Annotated in this window: 15 protein-coding genes; 8 read left to right on the forward strand and 7 right to left on the reverse strand. The window is 43.1% G+C overall.

Features of this window, described 5'->3' with window-relative positions:
• Positions 1-14: 14 nt before the first annotated feature.
• From mreD to JSY38_RS01605, 3 genes are all read right to left on the reverse strand, one after another.
• A complete protein-coding gene (mreD, locus tag JSY38_RS01595; protein WP_114412898.1) occupies positions 15-488 on the reverse strand; it encodes a rod shape-determining protein MreD in 474 nt (157 codons plus the stop codon).
• Entirely contained in the window at positions 485-1270 is a 786-nt protein-coding gene (mreC, locus tag JSY38_RS01600; RefSeq protein ID WP_239544126.1) for a rod shape-determining protein MreC, read from the reverse strand. The genes mreD and mreC overlap by 4 nt, the downstream gene beginning before the upstream one ends.
• A gap of 67 nt (positions 1271-1337) precedes the next feature.
• Positions 1338-2381 carry a rod shape-determining protein gene (locus tag JSY38_RS01605; RefSeq protein ID WP_110573027.1) on the reverse strand — a complete coding sequence of 348 codons (1044 nt, stop codon included), beginning with the start codon at positions 2379-2381 and terminating at the stop codon, positions 1338-1340.
• Positions 2382-2617: 236 nt separating this feature from the next.
• Here JSY38_RS01605 and gatC point away from each other — a divergent pair, with 236 nt between their 5' ends.
• The 3 genes from gatC to gatB are packed head-to-tail and all read left to right on the forward strand — an operon-like array spanning position 2618 to position 5825.
• Positions 2618-2905, forward strand: coding sequence for an Asp-tRNA(Asn)/Glu-tRNA(Gln) amidotransferase subunit GatC (gatC, locus tag JSY38_RS01610; protein ID WP_205114911.1), 288 nt, complete (start codon positions 2618-2620; stop codon positions 2903-2905).
• An 11-nt stretch (positions 2906-2916) separates the two neighbouring features.
• Complete coding sequence (gene gatA, locus JSY38_RS01615) at positions 2917-4377, forward strand: Asp-tRNA(Asn)/Glu-tRNA(Gln) amidotransferase subunit GatA (RefSeq protein ID WP_114412900.1); 1461 nt, start codon at positions 2917-2919, stop codon at positions 4375-4377.
• A gap of 2 nt (positions 4378-4379) precedes the next feature.
• Entirely contained in the window at positions 4380-5825 is a 1446-nt protein-coding gene (gene gatB, locus JSY38_RS01620) for an Asp-tRNA(Asn)/Glu-tRNA(Gln) amidotransferase subunit GatB (RefSeq protein ID WP_205114913.1), read from the forward strand.
• A gap of 75 nt (positions 5826-5900) precedes the next feature.
• On the opposite strand, the gene JSY38_RS01625 is transcribed toward gatB, so the two are convergent.
• Positions 5901-7139: a response regulator gene (locus JSY38_RS01625; protein WP_205114915.1), complete on the reverse strand. Its 1239-nt coding sequence runs from the start codon at positions 7137-7139 to the stop codon at positions 5901-5903.
• 170 nt (positions 7140-7309) lie between these two features.
• Here JSY38_RS01625 and JSY38_RS18480 point away from each other — a divergent pair, with 170 nt between their 5' ends.
• Together JSY38_RS18480 and JSY38_RS01630 are read left to right on the forward strand one after the other, a co-directional pair.
• Positions 7310-7597, forward strand: a complete 288-nt coding sequence (locus JSY38_RS18480; RefSeq protein ID WP_239544138.1) for a YkgJ family cysteine cluster protein — start codon at positions 7310-7312, stop codon at positions 7595-7597.
• Positions 7594-9264, forward strand: coding sequence for a L,D-transpeptidase family protein (locus JSY38_RS01630; protein WP_205114917.1), 1671 nt, complete (start codon positions 7594-7596; stop codon positions 9262-9264). The genes JSY38_RS18480 and JSY38_RS01630 overlap by 4 nt, the downstream gene beginning before the upstream one ends.
• 108 nt (positions 9265-9372) lie before the next feature.
• Here JSY38_RS01630 and rlmM read toward each other — a convergent pair whose 3' ends face one another.
• From rlmM to JSY38_RS01645, 3 genes are all read right to left on the reverse strand, one after another.
• A complete protein-coding gene (rlmM, locus tag JSY38_RS01635) occupies positions 9373-10425 on the reverse strand; it encodes a 23S rRNA (cytidine(2498)-2'-O)-methyltransferase RlmM (protein WP_114412904.1) in 1053 nt (350 codons plus the stop codon).
• A gap of 45 nt (positions 10426-10470) precedes the next feature.
• Entirely contained in the window at positions 10471-11142 is a 672-nt protein-coding gene (locus JSY38_RS01640; protein WP_114412905.1) for a TIGR01621 family pseudouridine synthase, read from the reverse strand.
• 104 nt (positions 11143-11246) lie between these two features.
• A complete protein-coding gene (locus JSY38_RS01645; protein ID WP_239544147.1) occupies positions 11247-12308 on the reverse strand; it encodes a GGDEF domain-containing protein in 1062 nt (353 codons plus the stop codon).
• A 513-nt stretch (positions 12309-12821) separates the two neighbouring features.
• Here JSY38_RS01645 and JSY38_RS01650 point away from each other — a divergent pair.
• Genes JSY38_RS01650 through JSY38_RS01660 form a run of 3 tightly spaced genes read left to right on the forward strand, consistent with a single transcriptional unit; the run spans position 12822 to position 16384 of the window.
• The gene (locus tag JSY38_RS01650) at positions 12822-14378 is read left to right on the forward strand and encodes an ABC transporter ATP-binding protein (RefSeq protein WP_205114920.1); all 1557 of its coding nucleotides are present in this window, start codon (positions 12822-12824) and stop codon (positions 14376-14378) included.
• Positions 14375-15442: an ABC transporter permease gene (locus JSY38_RS01655; protein ID WP_205114922.1), complete on the forward strand. Its 1068-nt coding sequence runs from the start codon at positions 14375-14377 to the stop codon at positions 15440-15442. The genes JSY38_RS01650 and JSY38_RS01655 overlap by 4 nt, the downstream gene beginning before the upstream one ends.
• Positions 15443-15451: 9 nt before the next feature.
• Positions 15452-16384, forward strand: a complete 933-nt coding sequence (locus JSY38_RS01660) for an ABC transporter permease (RefSeq protein WP_114412909.1) — start codon at positions 15452-15454, stop codon at positions 16382-16384.
• Positions 16385-16391 lie beyond the last annotated feature (7 nt).

Genomic DNA, 16391 nt, shown 5'->3' on the forward strand with positions numbered 1-16391 from the left:
CCTAAAGAATAAACCTAGCGAATAGCATAAATACGGCGCACACTGCGCAATATAATAAAAGACCAAGGCCATAAAGCCCCAGTAATCACCGCAGGCATAAAAATCATTAATGTTGGCTCAGCATTACCAAGGTAATGATCAACCCAGAAGTCGACAAGCTGATTCACACTTACCAACAAACATATAAAAAAACCCTGTTGCCAACGATGATACATTCTCAACCGCTTATAAAACACGGCACAGGTATAAGCAATAATCACATAGGTTAATGAGTGCTGACCTATTATGCCGCCTTGCAATAGATCAACCATCAAACCTAGAAACCACGCCAAACCAACACCAACACGGAATGGCAACGCAATAACCCAATATAAAATGACCAACAAAGCCCATTCAGGGCGGAACCAGACAAGATCACCAGGAAAAGGCACAGCCTCAAGCATTAAAGCGGTTAATAAGGTAATACAAAATACAAAGATAGGCTTCATGACCGTCCCGCCTTAGGCTTTTCAATAAGCATAACGTGACGGCTTCGACCCAATTGAGCTAAAGGGACAACTTCCACATCAGCATAAGCTTTGCCCTGAGTATATTTCACACTCCGAACAACACCGACAGGATAACCACTGGGGAAGCGATTATCTAAACCAGAAGTAGTGAGCACATCACCTTTTTTTATATCAACTGAACGAGGAACGCTCATCAATTCCATAATGGTGACGCTTCCAGTACCACGCAAAATCCCTCTAAAACCAGTACGTGAAAGCTGCACAGGCACAAAGTGATTAGCATCGGCAATTAACAATACACGACTACTATAAGCAGATGTTTCAACAACTTGCCCTAACACACCAGTCGCATCCAAGACAGGTTGACCAACATAAGCGCCAGAGGAAAACCCTTTGTCTATCATCAATCGATGACTATAAGCACTTTGGTCAAAACCAATTACCTCAGCCATTACGATTTTTTCATCAACCCGTTGAGATGCATCTAAAAGCTCTCGCAAGCGAACATTTTCTGCTTGCAGAGATTCAAGGCGCTGCTGTCGACTGCGTAGGATTAAAATTTCAGACTGTAAAGACTGATTCTCTTTAACCAAGCCTTCCCTACTCGCAAGATGCTCACCAGCCCAATTGAACATTTTCTGAGGCGTGTTAACAACAACTTGGATAGGTGTCACAAGCAAAGTCAGATAAGGCCTTACTTGTGAAAAAGCCGAGTAACGTACATCAGCAACGATCATCGCAATAGACAAAATAACCAACACAACAAAACGTGTGCTGGATACTTTGCCACTGAAAAGAAGCGAATTATTAATGGTACGCTCCTAACGCTTATTCGTTATCTGCTGTAAACAACTCAGAAGCGTGTTTGTCCATCAACTCTAAAGCCATACCACCGCCACGAGCAACACAGGTTAACGGATCGTCAGCTATGATAACTGGTAGACCAGTTTCTTCACTGATCAAGCGATCAATTTCACGTAGCAACGCACCACCGCCAGTCAAAACCAACCCCGTTTCACCAATATCTGCAGCTAATTCTGGTGGAGATTGCTCAAGAACACCTTTAATTGCTTGTACGATCTGAGCCAATGGCTCTTGTAGCGCTTCTAGAATTTCAGTGCTGCTTAGAGTGAAAGAGCGAGGAATACCTTCAGCCAAATTACGACCACGAACATCGATCTGTAATTCTTCACCAGTATGGTAAGCCATACCAATCTCTGTTTTTATGCGCTCAGCCGTCGCATCACCAATCAAACTACCGTATTGGCGACGAACATATGTAGTAATGGCTTCATCAAAACGGTCACCACCTACTCGAATCGATTCAGATGTAACAATACCGTTCAAAGAAATGATAGCGATCTCTGTCGTACCACCACCGATATCGATAACCATGGAACCTGACGCTTCAGCAACAGGAAGACCTGCACCAATAGCCGCCGCCATAGGTTCTTCAATAATATAAACTTCGCGTGCGCCAGCGCCCAAAGCGGATTCTTTAATCGCACGTCGCTCTACTTGGGTAGATTTACAAGGCACACAAACCAAAACTCGAGGGCTTGGCTTTAACAAACTATTTTCATGAACCTTGGAGATAAAATATTGCAGCATCTTTTCTGTAACATGAAAGTCAGCAATAACACCGTCTTTCATCGGTCGGATAGCGGTAATATTACCCGGTGTACGACCCAACATGCGCTTCGCATCTGTACCAACAGACGCCACTGTTTTTTGGTTTCCATTATGACGTATAGCAACAACAGACGGCTCATCTAGCACAATTCCGCGGTCACGAACGTAAATAAGGGTATTTGCCGTTCCTAAGTCAATTGACAAATCACTTGAAAACATTCCCCTGATTTTCTTAAACATGAATTCTTACACCCTGATAATACGATACGAACAGCGTCAAAATGTAACAATGACGGGGCCAATGGGCAAGTTGATTCCGCGTAAATGTTAAAAAAGTTCCAAGGTATTTCATTGTTTAGCAAAAAAAATTAATAAATCTAAAATATGCCTTCTTTTTCACCCGCTTTGCTTTATAGCAATACCACTAAGAGATACAATGGCGGGCATTTACGATAATCAAAACATTTAGGTGGAACATGTCCATAGACAAACAAGACGTGCAAAAGATTGCACACTTGGCACGCCTCGCTCTTACTGAGGCAGACGCCGATCAATACCAACACTCTCTTTCAAGCGTTTTATCACTCGTTGAGCAAATGCAATCTGTTAATACCGATGGTGTTGAACCTCTTTCTAATCCACTTGAGATGACGCAACGCTTAAGAGAAGACATAGTCACCGAAGAAAATCGTCGTGACGCATTCTTAGCAAACGCACCTCAGACCGAAGCTGGCCTTTTCCTAGTACCGAAAGTGATCGATTAAGAGAGACAAGCATGTTCGAACAAAGCATCTCGACATTAGCGCAAAAGCTGCGCAACAAAGACATTTCAAGCGTTGAGCTAACACGCCTATTTTTAGCGCGTATCGCTAAGCTTGATCCGCAATTAAATAGTTACATTACTGTTAGCGAGCAGCGCGCTCTTGAACAAGCAGCCACAGCTGATGCACTTATTCAAAATGGCAAAGGCACTAGCCTGACCGGCATCCCTATTGCCCACAAAGATTTATTCTGCACGGAAGGCACATTAACCACGTGTGGCTCAAAAATGCTGAACAACTTCATTCCGCCTTATGAATCCACCGTAACTAGTCGCATTCAACAGGCTGGCGCAGTAATGCTAGGCAAAACCAACATGGATGAGTTCGCGATGGGCTCTTCCAATGAAAACAGCTTTTACGGTGCCGTAAAAAACCCATGGAACCTAGACATGGTCCCTGGCGGCTCTTCAGGTGGCTCTGCGGCAGCTATTGCTGCAGGACTAGCTGTTGCAGCAACAGGCACAGATACGGGCGGCTCCATTCGCCAACCCGCTTCTTTCTGCGGCATTACTGGCCTAAAACCAACCTACGGCCGTGTATCTCGCTTCGGTATGATTGCCTACGCATCCAGCCTTGACCAAGGCGGCCCAATGGCAAAAAGCGCTGAAGATTGCGCACACTTGATGCAAGCTATGGCTGGCTTCGACGAAAAAGACTCTACATCTGCAGATACGCCTTCAGAAGATTATCTAGCCAATTTGAACGCTCCGCTAACAGGCCTAAAAATCGGATTACCAAAAGAATACTTTGGCGAAGGTCTAGACTCACAAGTCGCTGACATCATTATGGCGGCAGTAAAAGAGTTTGAAAAACTGGGCGCGACGGTAAAAGAAATTTCCCTGCCAAACTTACAGCTAAGTATTCCGTCCTATTACGTAATTGCACCATCTGAAGCCTCTTCAAATCTATCTCGCTTTGATGGCGTTCGTTTCGGCCACCGCTGCGACGATCCAAAAGACTTATTAGACATGTACATGCGCTCACGTGCTGAAGGTTTCGGTACTGAAGTACAGAAACGTATCATGGTTGGCACTTATGCACTTTCTGAAGGCTACTACGATGCTTACTATCTAAAAGCACAAAAAATTCGTCGCCTGATTAAAGAAGACTTCGTTAAAGCACTTGATGAAGTCGATGTCATCATGGGACCCGTTGCACCAACTACCGCATTCGGTCTTGGCAGCAAAACAAGTGATCCAGTTGCCATGTATCTTGAAGACATTTACACCCTATCCGTTAACCTTGCAGGCATCCCAGCCATGTCTGTTCCAGCAGGCTTTGCCAATGGCATGCCGGTTGGGCTACAAGTAATGGGTAACTATTTTGCCGAAGCCAAGCTTTTAAACGTAGCGCATCAGTATCAACAAAATACAGATTGGCACTTACAAACACCAACTATGGCAAAAGGAGCATAAGCATGAACTGGGAAGTTGTTATTGGCCTTGAGATTCATACTCAGCTCTCTACAAAATCAAAATTGTTTTCAGGCGCTGCCGTTGGCTTTGGCGCCGAACCAAACACACAAACCACACTTGTTGATCTAGGTATGCCTGGCGCATTACCTGTGTTTAACAAGGAAGCGTTACGCATGGCCGTTATGTTTGGACACGCCATCAACGCTGAAATTGGCATGTCATCCGTTTTTGCTCGTAAAAACTACTTCTACCCGGACCTTCCAAAAGGCTACCAAACTAGCCAAATGGATCATCCTATTGTTGGTAAAGGCTATCTCGATGTGATGCTAGAAGATGGCACTACCTCTCGCGTTGGCATTACTCGCGCCCACCTAGAAGAAGATGCAGGCAAATCCTTGCATGAAGATTTCCAGGGCATGACAGGCATAGACCTGAACCGCTCTAGCACGCCTTTGCTTGAGATCGTATCTGAGCCAGATATTCGCTCAGCAAAAGAAGCCGTGGCTTACGTTAAGATGATCCACTCTATCGTAACCTACCTTGGTATTTGCGATGGCAACATGGCAGAAGGCTCTATGCGTTGCGACATCAACTTGTCACTACGCCCTAAAGGCCAGAAAGAATACGGCACTCGTACTGAAATCAAAAACGTCAACTCGTTCCGCTTTATCGAAAAAGCAATCTACACCGAGATAGAGCGCCAAGCAGACATTTTGGAAGACGGCGGTCGCATCATTCAGGAAACTCGCCTGTATGATCCAGAAAAGAACGAAACTCGCAGCATGCGCTCTAAAGAAGACGCCAACGATTACCGCTACTTCCCATGCCCAGATCTACTTCCGGTAGTACTGACGCAAGAATACGTTGACGGTATCAAGGCAACGCTACCTGAGCTACCAAGCCAAAAAGCCGTTCGTTTCCAAAGCGAATACGGACTCAGCGAATATGACGCCAACGTTCTTTCATCCTCTCGCGCCATGGCTGACTATTTTGAAACAGCCAATAACGTCGCTAAAGATGCAAAATTAACTGCAAACTGGGCAATGGGCGAACTAAGCAAACTCCTTAACCAAGAACAGCTAGACATCGAAAACTCACCGGTTAGCGCAGAAGCATTTGGTGGACTGTTAGTTCGAGTCAAAGACAACACTATCAATGGCAAAACAGCAAAAGACGTGCTGCAAGCCATGTGGAACGGTGAAGGTTCGGCAGACGCGATTATCGAAGCCAAAGGCCTAAAACAAGTCACAGATACTGGCGCCATTGAAGCCATGATTCAGACTATTTTAGATGCTAACGCAGCACAAGTTGAACAATACCGAGCCGCCGATGAAGACAAGCAAAAGAAAATGATTGGCTTCTTTGTTGGGCAAGTTATGAAAGCATCGCAAGGCAAAGCCAATCCTGGCCTTGTTAACCCGATACTGTCTAAAATGCTGAAAGGCTAACAAACAATAGTTATTAAAAAACCGCATCAATTGATGCGGTTTTTTATTCTGTCTTGAACAACTAAGCATCAGCAATCAAAAACTGGATACAATTCTATCTCGCCCACAACGCTTCGCTTCATGCAAATTCTGATCTGCCATTCGAATCAACTCCTCAAATGTGTCAACTTTATCGCTACATATACCAACACTGAAAGCCAAACGAATTTTTCCTTCCGTGAATTCCTTTAAGCGCAAAGTTTCCAAGAAAGCATGTAACCTATCCTGAAATTTTTGGCCCTCTACTTTCGCGACGACACAAAATTCTTCTCCGCCAAAACGGCCAACCAGCATATCTGGAAATGCTTCAATAAACTCCCGCCCTACCGCCTCAAGCAAACTATCTCCAACAAGATGGCCATAGGTATCATTAATTTTTTTAAAATGATCAATATCTAACATAGCGAGAGAAAGCCCTAGGGCATTATCTCGAAGCAGCTGTTCACCCTCTTCAAATAGGCTGCGGCGGTTTTTTAACTTAGTTAAAGGGTCAATGTTAGCAAGATCTCGTATGGTCTCGAGCATCTCCTGCGCCTCTAGACTATGAATAACCCGACAATGAAACTCTTCGTGATAAAAAGGCTTCTTCAGAAAATCATTCGCACCAGCCTTTATGAATTTAGCAGATAAAGCATTGTCCCCCTCTGCTGACAAACCAATAATGACTAAGTCCTGAAAACGAGAGTTATAACGAAGCATACGCACAAGGTCATAACCATTAACCAAAGGCATATTAAAATCTGTTATCAGCATGCGTATAGAAGGATCTTCCTCCAACTTAGCCAAAGCGACCTGACCATTCTCAGCCTCAACGACATTAAACCGATATTGCTCCAATAATATTTTGATAAACAAACGGCTTGTAGAGGAGTCTTCAGCAACCAAAACCTTAATGTCTCGATTACGGTCTAGTCGCTCAATCACCTTAACTACATGATTAAAAGAATAGCGACCATCCTTAGTGATATAGTCCAACACCCCTTTATTTAGCAGACGAAGGCGTAACTTATCATCAAAATTGCCAGTCAAAACGACACATGGGACTTTATGCGACAAAACAAGATCAACAACCTCTCCGTTTTCAGCATCCGGCAAATTCAAATCAGCAATCGCCGCAAAATATTCTTCACCTGAAAGCGCCAATTTCTCTTCTGCTTCTTTGTAGCAAGCGCACAATATCGGGGTAAACAAAGCCGTCTGGGAAAGTAAATGATGGAGGACCTTCAAAACGACAGGACTATCCTCAATGACTAATATTTTTCTTTCCTTTACCATGCTCAATTCCCATTTTAAAAGTAAGTGCCATACTTTTTGAATATTTTTAAATTATCCCCTATGACCCGCGATTCCGATACTCTAAAATACTTATTTTACAGTCTGGTTTTATAAAAATCTGACAGTACTTAACATTAACCTTACTCTATCTAAATGCAAAGTGGCCCTTTATGCAATGCAGAGAAAATTGCGGTGCATGTTGCACAGCCCCTTCTATTAGCTCTCCTATACCTGGTATGCCAAATGGAAAAGCTGCTGGAGAACCTTGCATACAGCTACTAGCTGATTATCGCTGCGCCATATTTGGCGACCCCTCAAGACCTGAGGTATGCGACAAATTTAGCGCCGAAGAATACACGTGCGGAAGTAACCGTGAAGAAGCACTCTTCATATTGACCCATTTGGAAGATGAAACTAGCCCAATCAACACAGGCTTATTAAAAAGGAAATATCAATGATACCAGCGAAGCACCTACTCCCTTTACTCTGTGTTAGCTTATTGCTCGGCGCTTGCTCAACCTCAAAAACAAGCAAACAATTCATTGTTATTCCACCAAGTGAATCGCAAATAGAAAGCAGTGTGAAGGAGCAAGTTTCATTAGCACTTAATGCGTTCACACCAGTTGCTGGGCAAGCCCTTCCAAACAACACTGTTCTTCAAGCCTATGAAGCTCGTGGCTACGATCCAATTTGGATTCAAGACAAAAAAATCAACATGTCGATTTATAAGCTCGTTGATATTCTAGAGCAATCCCAAAGCCAAGGTTTAAATCCCATTCATTACCACGCTGGGATTATCAAAGAATATTTAGCCCTAAAAAGCCCAACACCTCAGCAACTAGCAGAGATGGATGTCATTTCGACTATTGCCTTAACCAGCTACGCCCATGACATTAGCAATGGCCGCTACGAACCTCAGCTGATAGACCCAAATTGGCAACTTGATGCGCCAAGCAACACCTGGAAAGATTTACTGTATCTCGACTCAGCAACCGACATGGTAAATTCACTGCAACTTCTGTCACCACGCAGCCCACAATATCAAGTTTTACAAAAATGGCTGGTTTATTACCAAGACCTAGCTGCAAAAGAAAGTGATATTTTCGTTAGCGCTGGCGTGCCTTTATCCCTTGGCGATACAGGACCAAGAGTTGCCCAACTAAGAGCGAGACTAGTACAACTTGGTGACATTCGTTTTTCCACACGCAAAGTAAATGAAGAACAGTTTGACTCTCGCCTAAAAGAATCATTGATGCGCTTTCAGCGCCGCCATCACCTAACAGCGGACGGTGCAGCAGGATCCAGAACAATAGAAATGCTTAATGTTCCACTAGAAACTAGAGCGAAGCAAATTGCTTACAACTTAGAAAGATGGCGCTGGCTGCCAAGCGAGCTAGAAGCGAACCGAGTCTGGGTCGACCTAACCAATTACACCGTCGATATGCACCTTAACGGCGAACTCACTTCAATGAAGGCAGTCATAGGAAGGCCAGACAGAAAAACCCCCGTATTCAAGGGCTTAATGACCTATATGGTTACCAACCCTACATGGCGAGTACCGCACCGTATCGCCAGAGAAAACCTTTTACCAAAACTACAAGCTGATCCAAACTATCTTGTAAAACATGGCTATAAAGTCTTCTCAAGCTGGAGTATTGGCGCAAAAGAACTTGATTCAACCAAAATCAATTGGAAAGCGATCAGTGAGGACAAGTTAGCCTTTCGCTTTGAACAAGAGCCAGACGAAGGCAATGCCCTAGGCCAGTATAAGTTTATGTTTCCAAACAAAAACGAAATTTATTTACACGACACCCCTGCTAAGCACCTTTTTCGCGAAAGCGACAGAGCATTTAGCTCCGGTTGTGTACGACTAGAGAACCCTGTTGAGTTTGCTAGAGAAATTACCAAAGGCAGCAAACAACTCAACGCTATGAACAGCTCATTGAAGAATAAAAGCAACACAGTCATCTCGCTACCTACTTACATCCCTGTGTATTTGGTTTACTTCACTGTAGTTCCAAATGCAAACGGTATGCTGGAGTTTCGTAACGATGTATACGAAAGAGACGCCTTAATGGAAGAAGCGATGGGTTACTCGCCATTCAGAGCAAGGGACTCTATTTAAAACCCTCAAAACCACCATAAAACAATGCCCGATAAGTATTATTTACTTACCGGGCATTTTTATATGTACCACTTTCAGACTTTCAACTTCAACAACTAGCCCATTATATTATCGAACCATAATACATACTGTAACTTCTTCACGATCATGATAAAGGTGCTTTATTTGATACTGATAACCGACGCCAGCTTTTCTCAACATTGCCTCTATCATCTGTAAGCACAAAGACACTTCTTGGTAGCGTTTTTTCATTGGCAGCTTGAGGTTAAAAATTGCTCGTCTAGTCCATCCACTTGCCAACCAATTAGCCATTAATTCTGCGACTTTAATTGGTCGCTCCACCATGTCACACACTAACCAATCTACAGTGTAAGGTGGCTCATATTTAAAACCATCTGCCTTTTCGTGCTGAACCAAACCCGTCGACATTAATTCTTTTTGCATTGGGCCATTATCAATTGCAATAACATGAATGCCTTTTTTAACAAACTGATATGTCCAGCCGCCAGGGGCCGCACCAAGATCAACCGCCGTCATACCCTCTGTTAGGTCAGACTCTCGCGTTTGTTCTGGCACAAATTGTAGAAAAGCTTCCTCCAGCTTAAGTGTTGAACGGCTTGGGCCTGCTGCAGGAAAGCGTAAACGACGAATCCCCATCGGAAACTCACTACGGCAGACCGCGTATGAAACACCTAAGTAAGCCGCCTCACCATCCAGCATAAACACATGATGACGAACACCTACCGCCTTATTACGCAACACACCCGACTTTTTCCAGCCGTCACGCAATGGCTTTTCCAGCTTCTTAATTAAACCCGACAAAGATTTAGCTTCATTAGTGTCTGCTGTTTCAATCCAGATTTCTTCCGCAAGCGGCAATTCCCGAGCAGCCTCTAGCAAGGACTCAACTCGGCCACCCTGCTCCAACTCAATCACGTCATTCACAGCGATAATCTGGCGAGCAAATATAAGGCGGTTAAAACTCAATTGCTGAATCAAGGTTTCGCCAGCATCAGGCTGGTCAAAGTTATACACAATATAGCCAGCATCCGGCACAACTTTGGCGTACCCGTAAAAACCTTTACTGCTCGCTACTTCAGATAACTCAGCCGCACAATCTTTTTCAAAGCCTTGACGACAATAAACCAAAACATTTTTCATTCAAATTCCTTCTTAGCAAGCATTCAAGCTAGCTAAGTTAATCAATTATTTTTTAGAGGGCCATTTTAATAAAGACTCATCAAACTGAGCGCCCACAAAGTCACCTAAAGCTGATGAAAACATCGCCCCATTATTTGGTGCACAAACATAAACCTTATCCTCTCCATGCCAGTTAAACTGCAAAAAATAAGCATGAAGGTATCCTCTATCTGCCTCTTCACCACCATATCTAAGATCGCCAAAAATGGGCGAACCAATACTTTTTAATGCAACACGAATCTGGTGGGTTTTCCCCGTTAAAGGCCTAACAATGAAAACCCTAAACCCTTGAAAAGATGAAGAAAAAAACTGAGTGACAGCCATATTCTCACCTTCTTTGGTCAATTTCCACTGCCCCCTTCGACTAGGGGACATACCACCAGCGATCGTGCCTTGTTTTTTTCTAGGCTTGCGCTTTGATAACGCCAAATAGCGTTTTTCAACTGCATGCTGCTCAAACATCCTACCAAAGTCAGCCGCTGCCTTTGCGTGACACGCCACAACCAACAGACCCGACGTCATTTTATCCAATCGATGCACCGGATAAAACGTTTGCTCAGGGTAATAGGCAGACAAAGACTGCATAACTCCCATCTCTTCTGACTCTGCATGAAAGCTCATACCAGCGGGCTTATCGATCACCCAATAATCATCACAACGAAACAATATAGGAAGCAAATGAGCCCCACCACGAATAAATAAAGAAAAAATGGATTAGCCAACAAGTTTATCCACAGAGAAAGTGGACAACTCATATGTCAATACAGGGAAGTAAATATAATCTAATTTTGATAATCTGACTGCACAGAAAGGCGATTACGACCACTACGCTTCGCGACATAAAGACCTTTATCAGCTTGCGCTAGTATTTCTTCATAACGTGAAACGCCAGGGTCTATTGCAGCCAAACCGATGCTAATAGTAACAGGAATAACAATTCCATTTTCCGTCTCTATCAACATATCTTCAACAGACCGCCTCATAGCTTCCATGATATCAGCAGCGTCTTTGATGCTAGTTCCACGCATAATAACGATGAACTCTTCACCGCCGTAACGACCAATCTCATCCTGTGGCCGAATAACAGAAGCCATCATTGCAGATACTTTAGCCAGCACAAGGTCACCAGCTTCATGACCAAAGGTGTCATTAATTTTTTTAAAATGGTCCAAATCTACGATTGAGAAAACACATGATTCTCTATTGATAATTGAATCTGCAAAAATATTAACTGCATCGGCCAATACCTTTCGCCGATTAGATAACCCCGTCAGCTCATCTTTTTCAGCAAGGATACGTAAATGCTGATTAACTGACTTCAAGCGACTTATAACTAGGTTTATAACCATTGCAAAATTAAAGCTCACCGCAAAAAACACCAAGATAACGGATAGCTCTTGATCTGTTGAATTAAGATACAACCCATTGGTATCGGTCAATTCACAAAGTAAAAATAACGCTAATGAGATGCCAACAACCCAATATTTCACTGCTTGTCGATCTGTTCTAAAAACAACTAAAGCATAAGCAATAACATTGACAAAAAACCAATGAAAACCGCTTTCAGTACCAAAATAAAACAAGCTGAGAATAGATGTTTGAAAAATTTTAATGATAGGCATTAAAATCTGAGCCCTAAAAAGATGCCCAATAAAATTGTATCGAAGACCCACCAAGGCAACTAGTAGACCCAAAGTAGAAAGGATGGTAATAGAGTACATTTGACGAAAGGTAAAAACAGCGATCAAAAACAAACAGCCCACACAAAAAATTATGTAAGAGAAGTTCACTACATGCTTTTGATTGAGGTCATTTCCAAATTCATCCTCAAAACCAATATTCAAAAGCGTATTTATGAATTGCTTTATCGATGAAAACACAATACCCCGTATATATTTGCCTGAAATAATTTAAATTGCGATCAAATCGCTATATTCATCACCCAATACGTACAAAAAAACAGTTTTCTATAATGTGCAGGCTAAAGCGCATACTTTACAGAAAACCAATTATTTTTTCTATAAATTAAGCCAAGTAAAAACCCTACAAAGAGGGTTTGACAACCTCCCCTCCTATCTCCTAAAAAATAACGACAATCACATGCTATCATTTTGCAAAATCAAGTAAACTTTTCGTGAAAGAATCCACTTCGTTGGCATGAAACTTGATTATTATCAATACTAAAAGCAAAAAATTAACTGATCGGTCAAAAATACATGAGAAAGATCAGAAATGCCCCAAAAGGAAGCGAGGCATAAACCAAAACGGTGCACAAAGATGAAAAAGTTATCATACATATCGGATGACACAGTATCTTCAAGTCTTTTACTCATTTAATAGAATAAGGTGCCAGTACATTGAAAAAGCACAATTTGGTATCACGCCTTGAGCTCACAAACATTACCAAGCAATACCCCGGCTGCCTTGCCAACGACAACATCAGCTTAACCCTGATGCCAGGAGAAATTCATGCTCTGCTAGGAGAAAATGGTGCAGGCAAAAGCACTTTAGTAAAAACCATTTATGGTGTGGTGGCTCCAGACAAAGGAGACATTATTTGGAATGGGAAAGAAGTCTCTATCAAATCACCCTCTATTGCTCGTGATTTAGGTATTGGGATGGTGTTTCAGCATTTTTCATTATTCGAAACATTAACAGTTAGCCAAAACATTGAGTTATGTTTGAGCAAGACACAATTAAATGAAATCGGAGATTTGGCAGAAAGAATTACTCACCTCTCTGCAGAATATGGCTTAAACGTAAAGCCAAGCCGATACGTACATTCACTATCAATAGGAGAAAGACAACGTGTTGAAATAATGCGCTGCCTAGTTCAATCCGTAAAATTACTAATCTTAGACGAACCTACCTCGGTTTTAACCCCCCAAGAAGTGTCAGGGTTATTTGGCGTTCTACGTACACTTTCAAATGAAGGCTGTAGCATTTTATTTATCAGCCACAAACTCCATGAAGTTACAGAAATTTGCCATAAAGCCACTATTTTACGAGGCGGAAAAGTGGTTGATACCTGCATTCCACAAAGAGAAACACCAGCTTCTATTGCAAAAATGATGGTAGGTGATCTTGCTGAACAAGATGCAGGGTACACAAAAAAAGAAGGCACTGTTGGCGTTTTTAACGTCGAAGACTTATCTCTTGCAGCCAAGCAGCCTTTTGGGACAGCGCTTAAGAACCTCAACTTCGAACTAAAATCAGGTGAAATCCTCGGCATCGCTGGCGTTGCTGGCAACGGTCAAGACGAATTGATGGCCATTATCAGTGGTGAAGATGAACGCAGTGTAAAGAACAGCTTATCACTTGATGGTTCAGACATTAGTGATTTAAATGCTGGCGAGCGTCGAAAACTTGGTATGGCATACGTTCCAGAAGAGCGCTTAGGTCGAGGCGCTGTTCCAGACATGAGCCTAACAGAAAATACCCTTCTAACTCACAGCCAAGGCTTCATTAGAAACGGCCTAGTCGACTGGCAGAGTATAAAAGGCTACACCAGCGAGCTCATCACCAAATATAAAGTAAAATGTCACGGTGAATTCTCCGAAGCGAAAAGCTTAAGTGGCGGCAACTTGCAAAAATTCATCATGGGGCGCGAAATTGGACAGAACCCTAAAGTGCTTATTTGTGCCCACCCTACTTGGGGAGTCGATGTAGGCGCAGCACTTGCCATTCATCAAGCCCTATTAGAACTTCGTGATAAAGGCGCTGCCATTTTGCTTATTTCGGAAGACATTGATGAATTATTTTTGTTGGCCGACCGAATGGCAGCTGTTTGCGATGGCTACCTATCACCTGTTGTGAAAACTGAAACCACCAACATAGATCAAATAGGACAATGGATGGCTGGTACTTTTATAAAAAATACGTCAGCCTCTGACAAACAAGAGGCAACCGCATGATTCTTATCCAAGCTCGTACTGAGCCAAGCTCATTGATGAAAGTGGCTTCACCGCTTCTAGCTATTGCGTTAACCCTGATCTTTGGCTGCGCTCTTTTCTCAGCCATAGGAAAATCGCCGATTCAAGCATTGCATGTCTTATTAATCGCACCATTAGCGGACAGTTACAACATTGGAGAAATGTTTGTCAAAATGGGGCCTCTCCTACTCTGTGCTGTTGGCCTGTCTTTATGTTATCGAGCCAATTTATGGAACATTGGTGCTGAAGGTCAACTATTAGCAGGCGCTCTAGGTGGATCGGCAATGGCGCTTTACTTTGGCGATTCTGACTCTATTCTTGCCTTGCCAATAACCTTATTAGCCGGCATAGCATCAGGCATGATTTGGGCGGCAATTCCGACCTATTTAAAGTTACGCTTTAATTCAAACCTAATATTAACCACCATCATGTTTAACTACATCGGCCTATATCTTCTTATTTGGGCAGTACATGGACCTCTCCGTGATCCCCAAGGCTTCGGCTTTCCTGAGTCCGCAATGTTTTCCGATACCACTCTCTTACCGACACTATTTGAGAGCAGCAGAATTCACCTTGGTATAGTTTTTGCCATCATATCCGCTTTTATCGCTTGGTTTATATTAAGCAAATCCCACCTTGGCTTTCAAATACGAGTTTTTGGTTCCGATGAACCAGCAGCAAAGTACGCAGGCTTTAGTAGCAGAAAATTAAGCTGGATGGTGATGCTTTTTGCAGGTGCATTAGCAGGCTTAGCAGGTGTCAGTGAAACCACTGGCCCAATTGGGCAACTGGTCCCCAATGTATCACCTGGTTACGGCTATTCCGCCATCATTGTTGCTTACCTAGGAAGACTAAATCCTCTTGGCGCTATCTTAGCAGCAGTTTTCATGGCGGTTCTCTATATGGGAGGCGATTTAGCACAAATCGAAATGGGCATCCCCGTTGCCGTGGTGAGTATGTTCCAAGGTGTTTTATTGTTCTTTCTTTTGGCATGTGACTTTTTTATTAACAACAGACTCGCCTTTTCTAATAAAGCGACAAACTAGGAGCCTATTTTGGACTCAGATCTAATCGTACAAATATTGTTTGCCGCCGTAAAAACTGGCACTCCGTTGCTTTTTATTGCCCTAGGTGAAGTTATATGTGAAAAATCTGGCGTGTTAAACCTTGGCCAAGAAGGCATGATGTTAATGGGCGCTGTAGTAGGCTTCCTAGCGGCTTATGGCACAGGTAGTGCAGGACTTGGTGTTCTTGCTGCCATGATAATGGGGTGCATAATGAGCTTAATTTTCGCAGTACTCGTTCTGCATCTTGGCGCCAATCAAGTAGCCACAGGGCTTGCTTTAACTATTTTTGGAACCGGCTTAAGTGCTTTTATTGGATCAGGTGTTGTTGGCCAAACCATTCAAGGTTTTCAGCCTATTGCCATTCCACTGCTATCGGACATTCCCTTTCTCGGTCGCATTCTTTTTAGTCATGACATTTTGGTTTACACCTCTTTTGCTATGACCTTTATTCTGATGTTTGTGATTTACAAAACACGCATCGGACTAACCTTAACCGCCGTCGGAGAAAACCCTCACGCAGCAAACGCCATAGGCATTAAAGTGTTAAGAGTTCGCTATTTAGCCGTCATGTTTGGCGGTGTCATGGCGGGCATTTCAGGCGCCTATATGTCGCTTGTTTATACTCCTATGTGGGTAGAAAACATGACAGCGGGGCGCGGCTGGATCGCCCTTGCATTGGTCGTCTTTGCATCGTGGCGAATCGGCAGAATCATGTTAGGTGCCTACCTCTTCGGCATAGCAAGCATTATGCATTTAGTCCTTCAAGGCTTGGGCTGGTCTATTTCACCAAACCTACTTGCCATGCTGCCTTATGTCGCAACAGTCATTGTAATGGTGATTATCAGCGCAGATAAATTTAAAGAAAAATTATTGGCCCCTAGGTCATTAGGAAAAACCTTTGACCCAAGACAAATGGCCTAAACAAAAA

The sequence above is a fragment of the Marinomonas foliarum genome (assembly GCF_016906065.1).
In the GTDB taxonomy this organism is placed as follows: Bacteria; Pseudomonadota; Gammaproteobacteria; order Pseudomonadales; family Marinomonadaceae; genus Marinomonas; species Marinomonas foliarum.

What these genes read in the sequence shown, in the direction of transcription:
- JSY38_RS01630 (WP_205114917.1), top strand. Translation starts at nt 7,594, where the DNA reads ATGATACCAGCGAAGCACCTACTCCCTTTACTCTGTGTTAGCTTATTG.
- gatB (WP_205114913.1), top strand. Translation starts at nt 4,380, where the DNA reads ATGAACTGGGAAGTTGTTATTGGCCTTGAGATTCATACTCAGCTCTCT.
- gatC (WP_205114911.1), top strand. Translation starts at nt 2,618, where the DNA reads ATGTCCATAGACAAACAAGACGTGCAAAAGATTGCACACTTGGCACGC.
- JSY38_RS18480 (WP_239544138.1), top strand. Translation starts at nt 7,310, where the DNA reads ATGCAATGCAGAGAAAATTGCGGTGCATGTTGCACAGCCCCTTCTATT.
- JSY38_RS01655 (WP_205114922.1), top strand. Translation starts at nt 14,375, where the DNA reads ATGATTCTTATCCAAGCTCGTACTGAGCCAAGCTCATTGATGAAAGTG.
- mreD (WP_114412898.1), bottom strand. Translation starts at nt 488, where the DNA reads ATGAAGCCTATCTTTGTATTTTGTATTACCTTATTAACCGCTTTAATG.
- JSY38_RS01625 (WP_205114915.1), bottom strand. Translation starts at nt 7,139, where the DNA reads ATGGTAAAGGAAAGAAAAATATTAGTCATTGAGGATAGTCCTGTCGTT.
- JSY38_RS01605 (WP_110573027.1), bottom strand. Translation starts at nt 2,381, where the DNA reads ATGTTTAAGAAAATCAGGGGAATGTTTTCAAGTGATTTGTCAATTGAC.
- gatA (WP_114412900.1), top strand. Translation starts at nt 2,917, where the DNA reads ATGTTCGAACAAAGCATCTCGACATTAGCGCAAAAGCTGCGCAACAAA.
- rlmM (WP_114412904.1), bottom strand. Translation starts at nt 10,425, where the DNA reads ATGAAAAATGTTTTGGTTTATTGTCGTCAAGGCTTTGAAAAAGATTGT.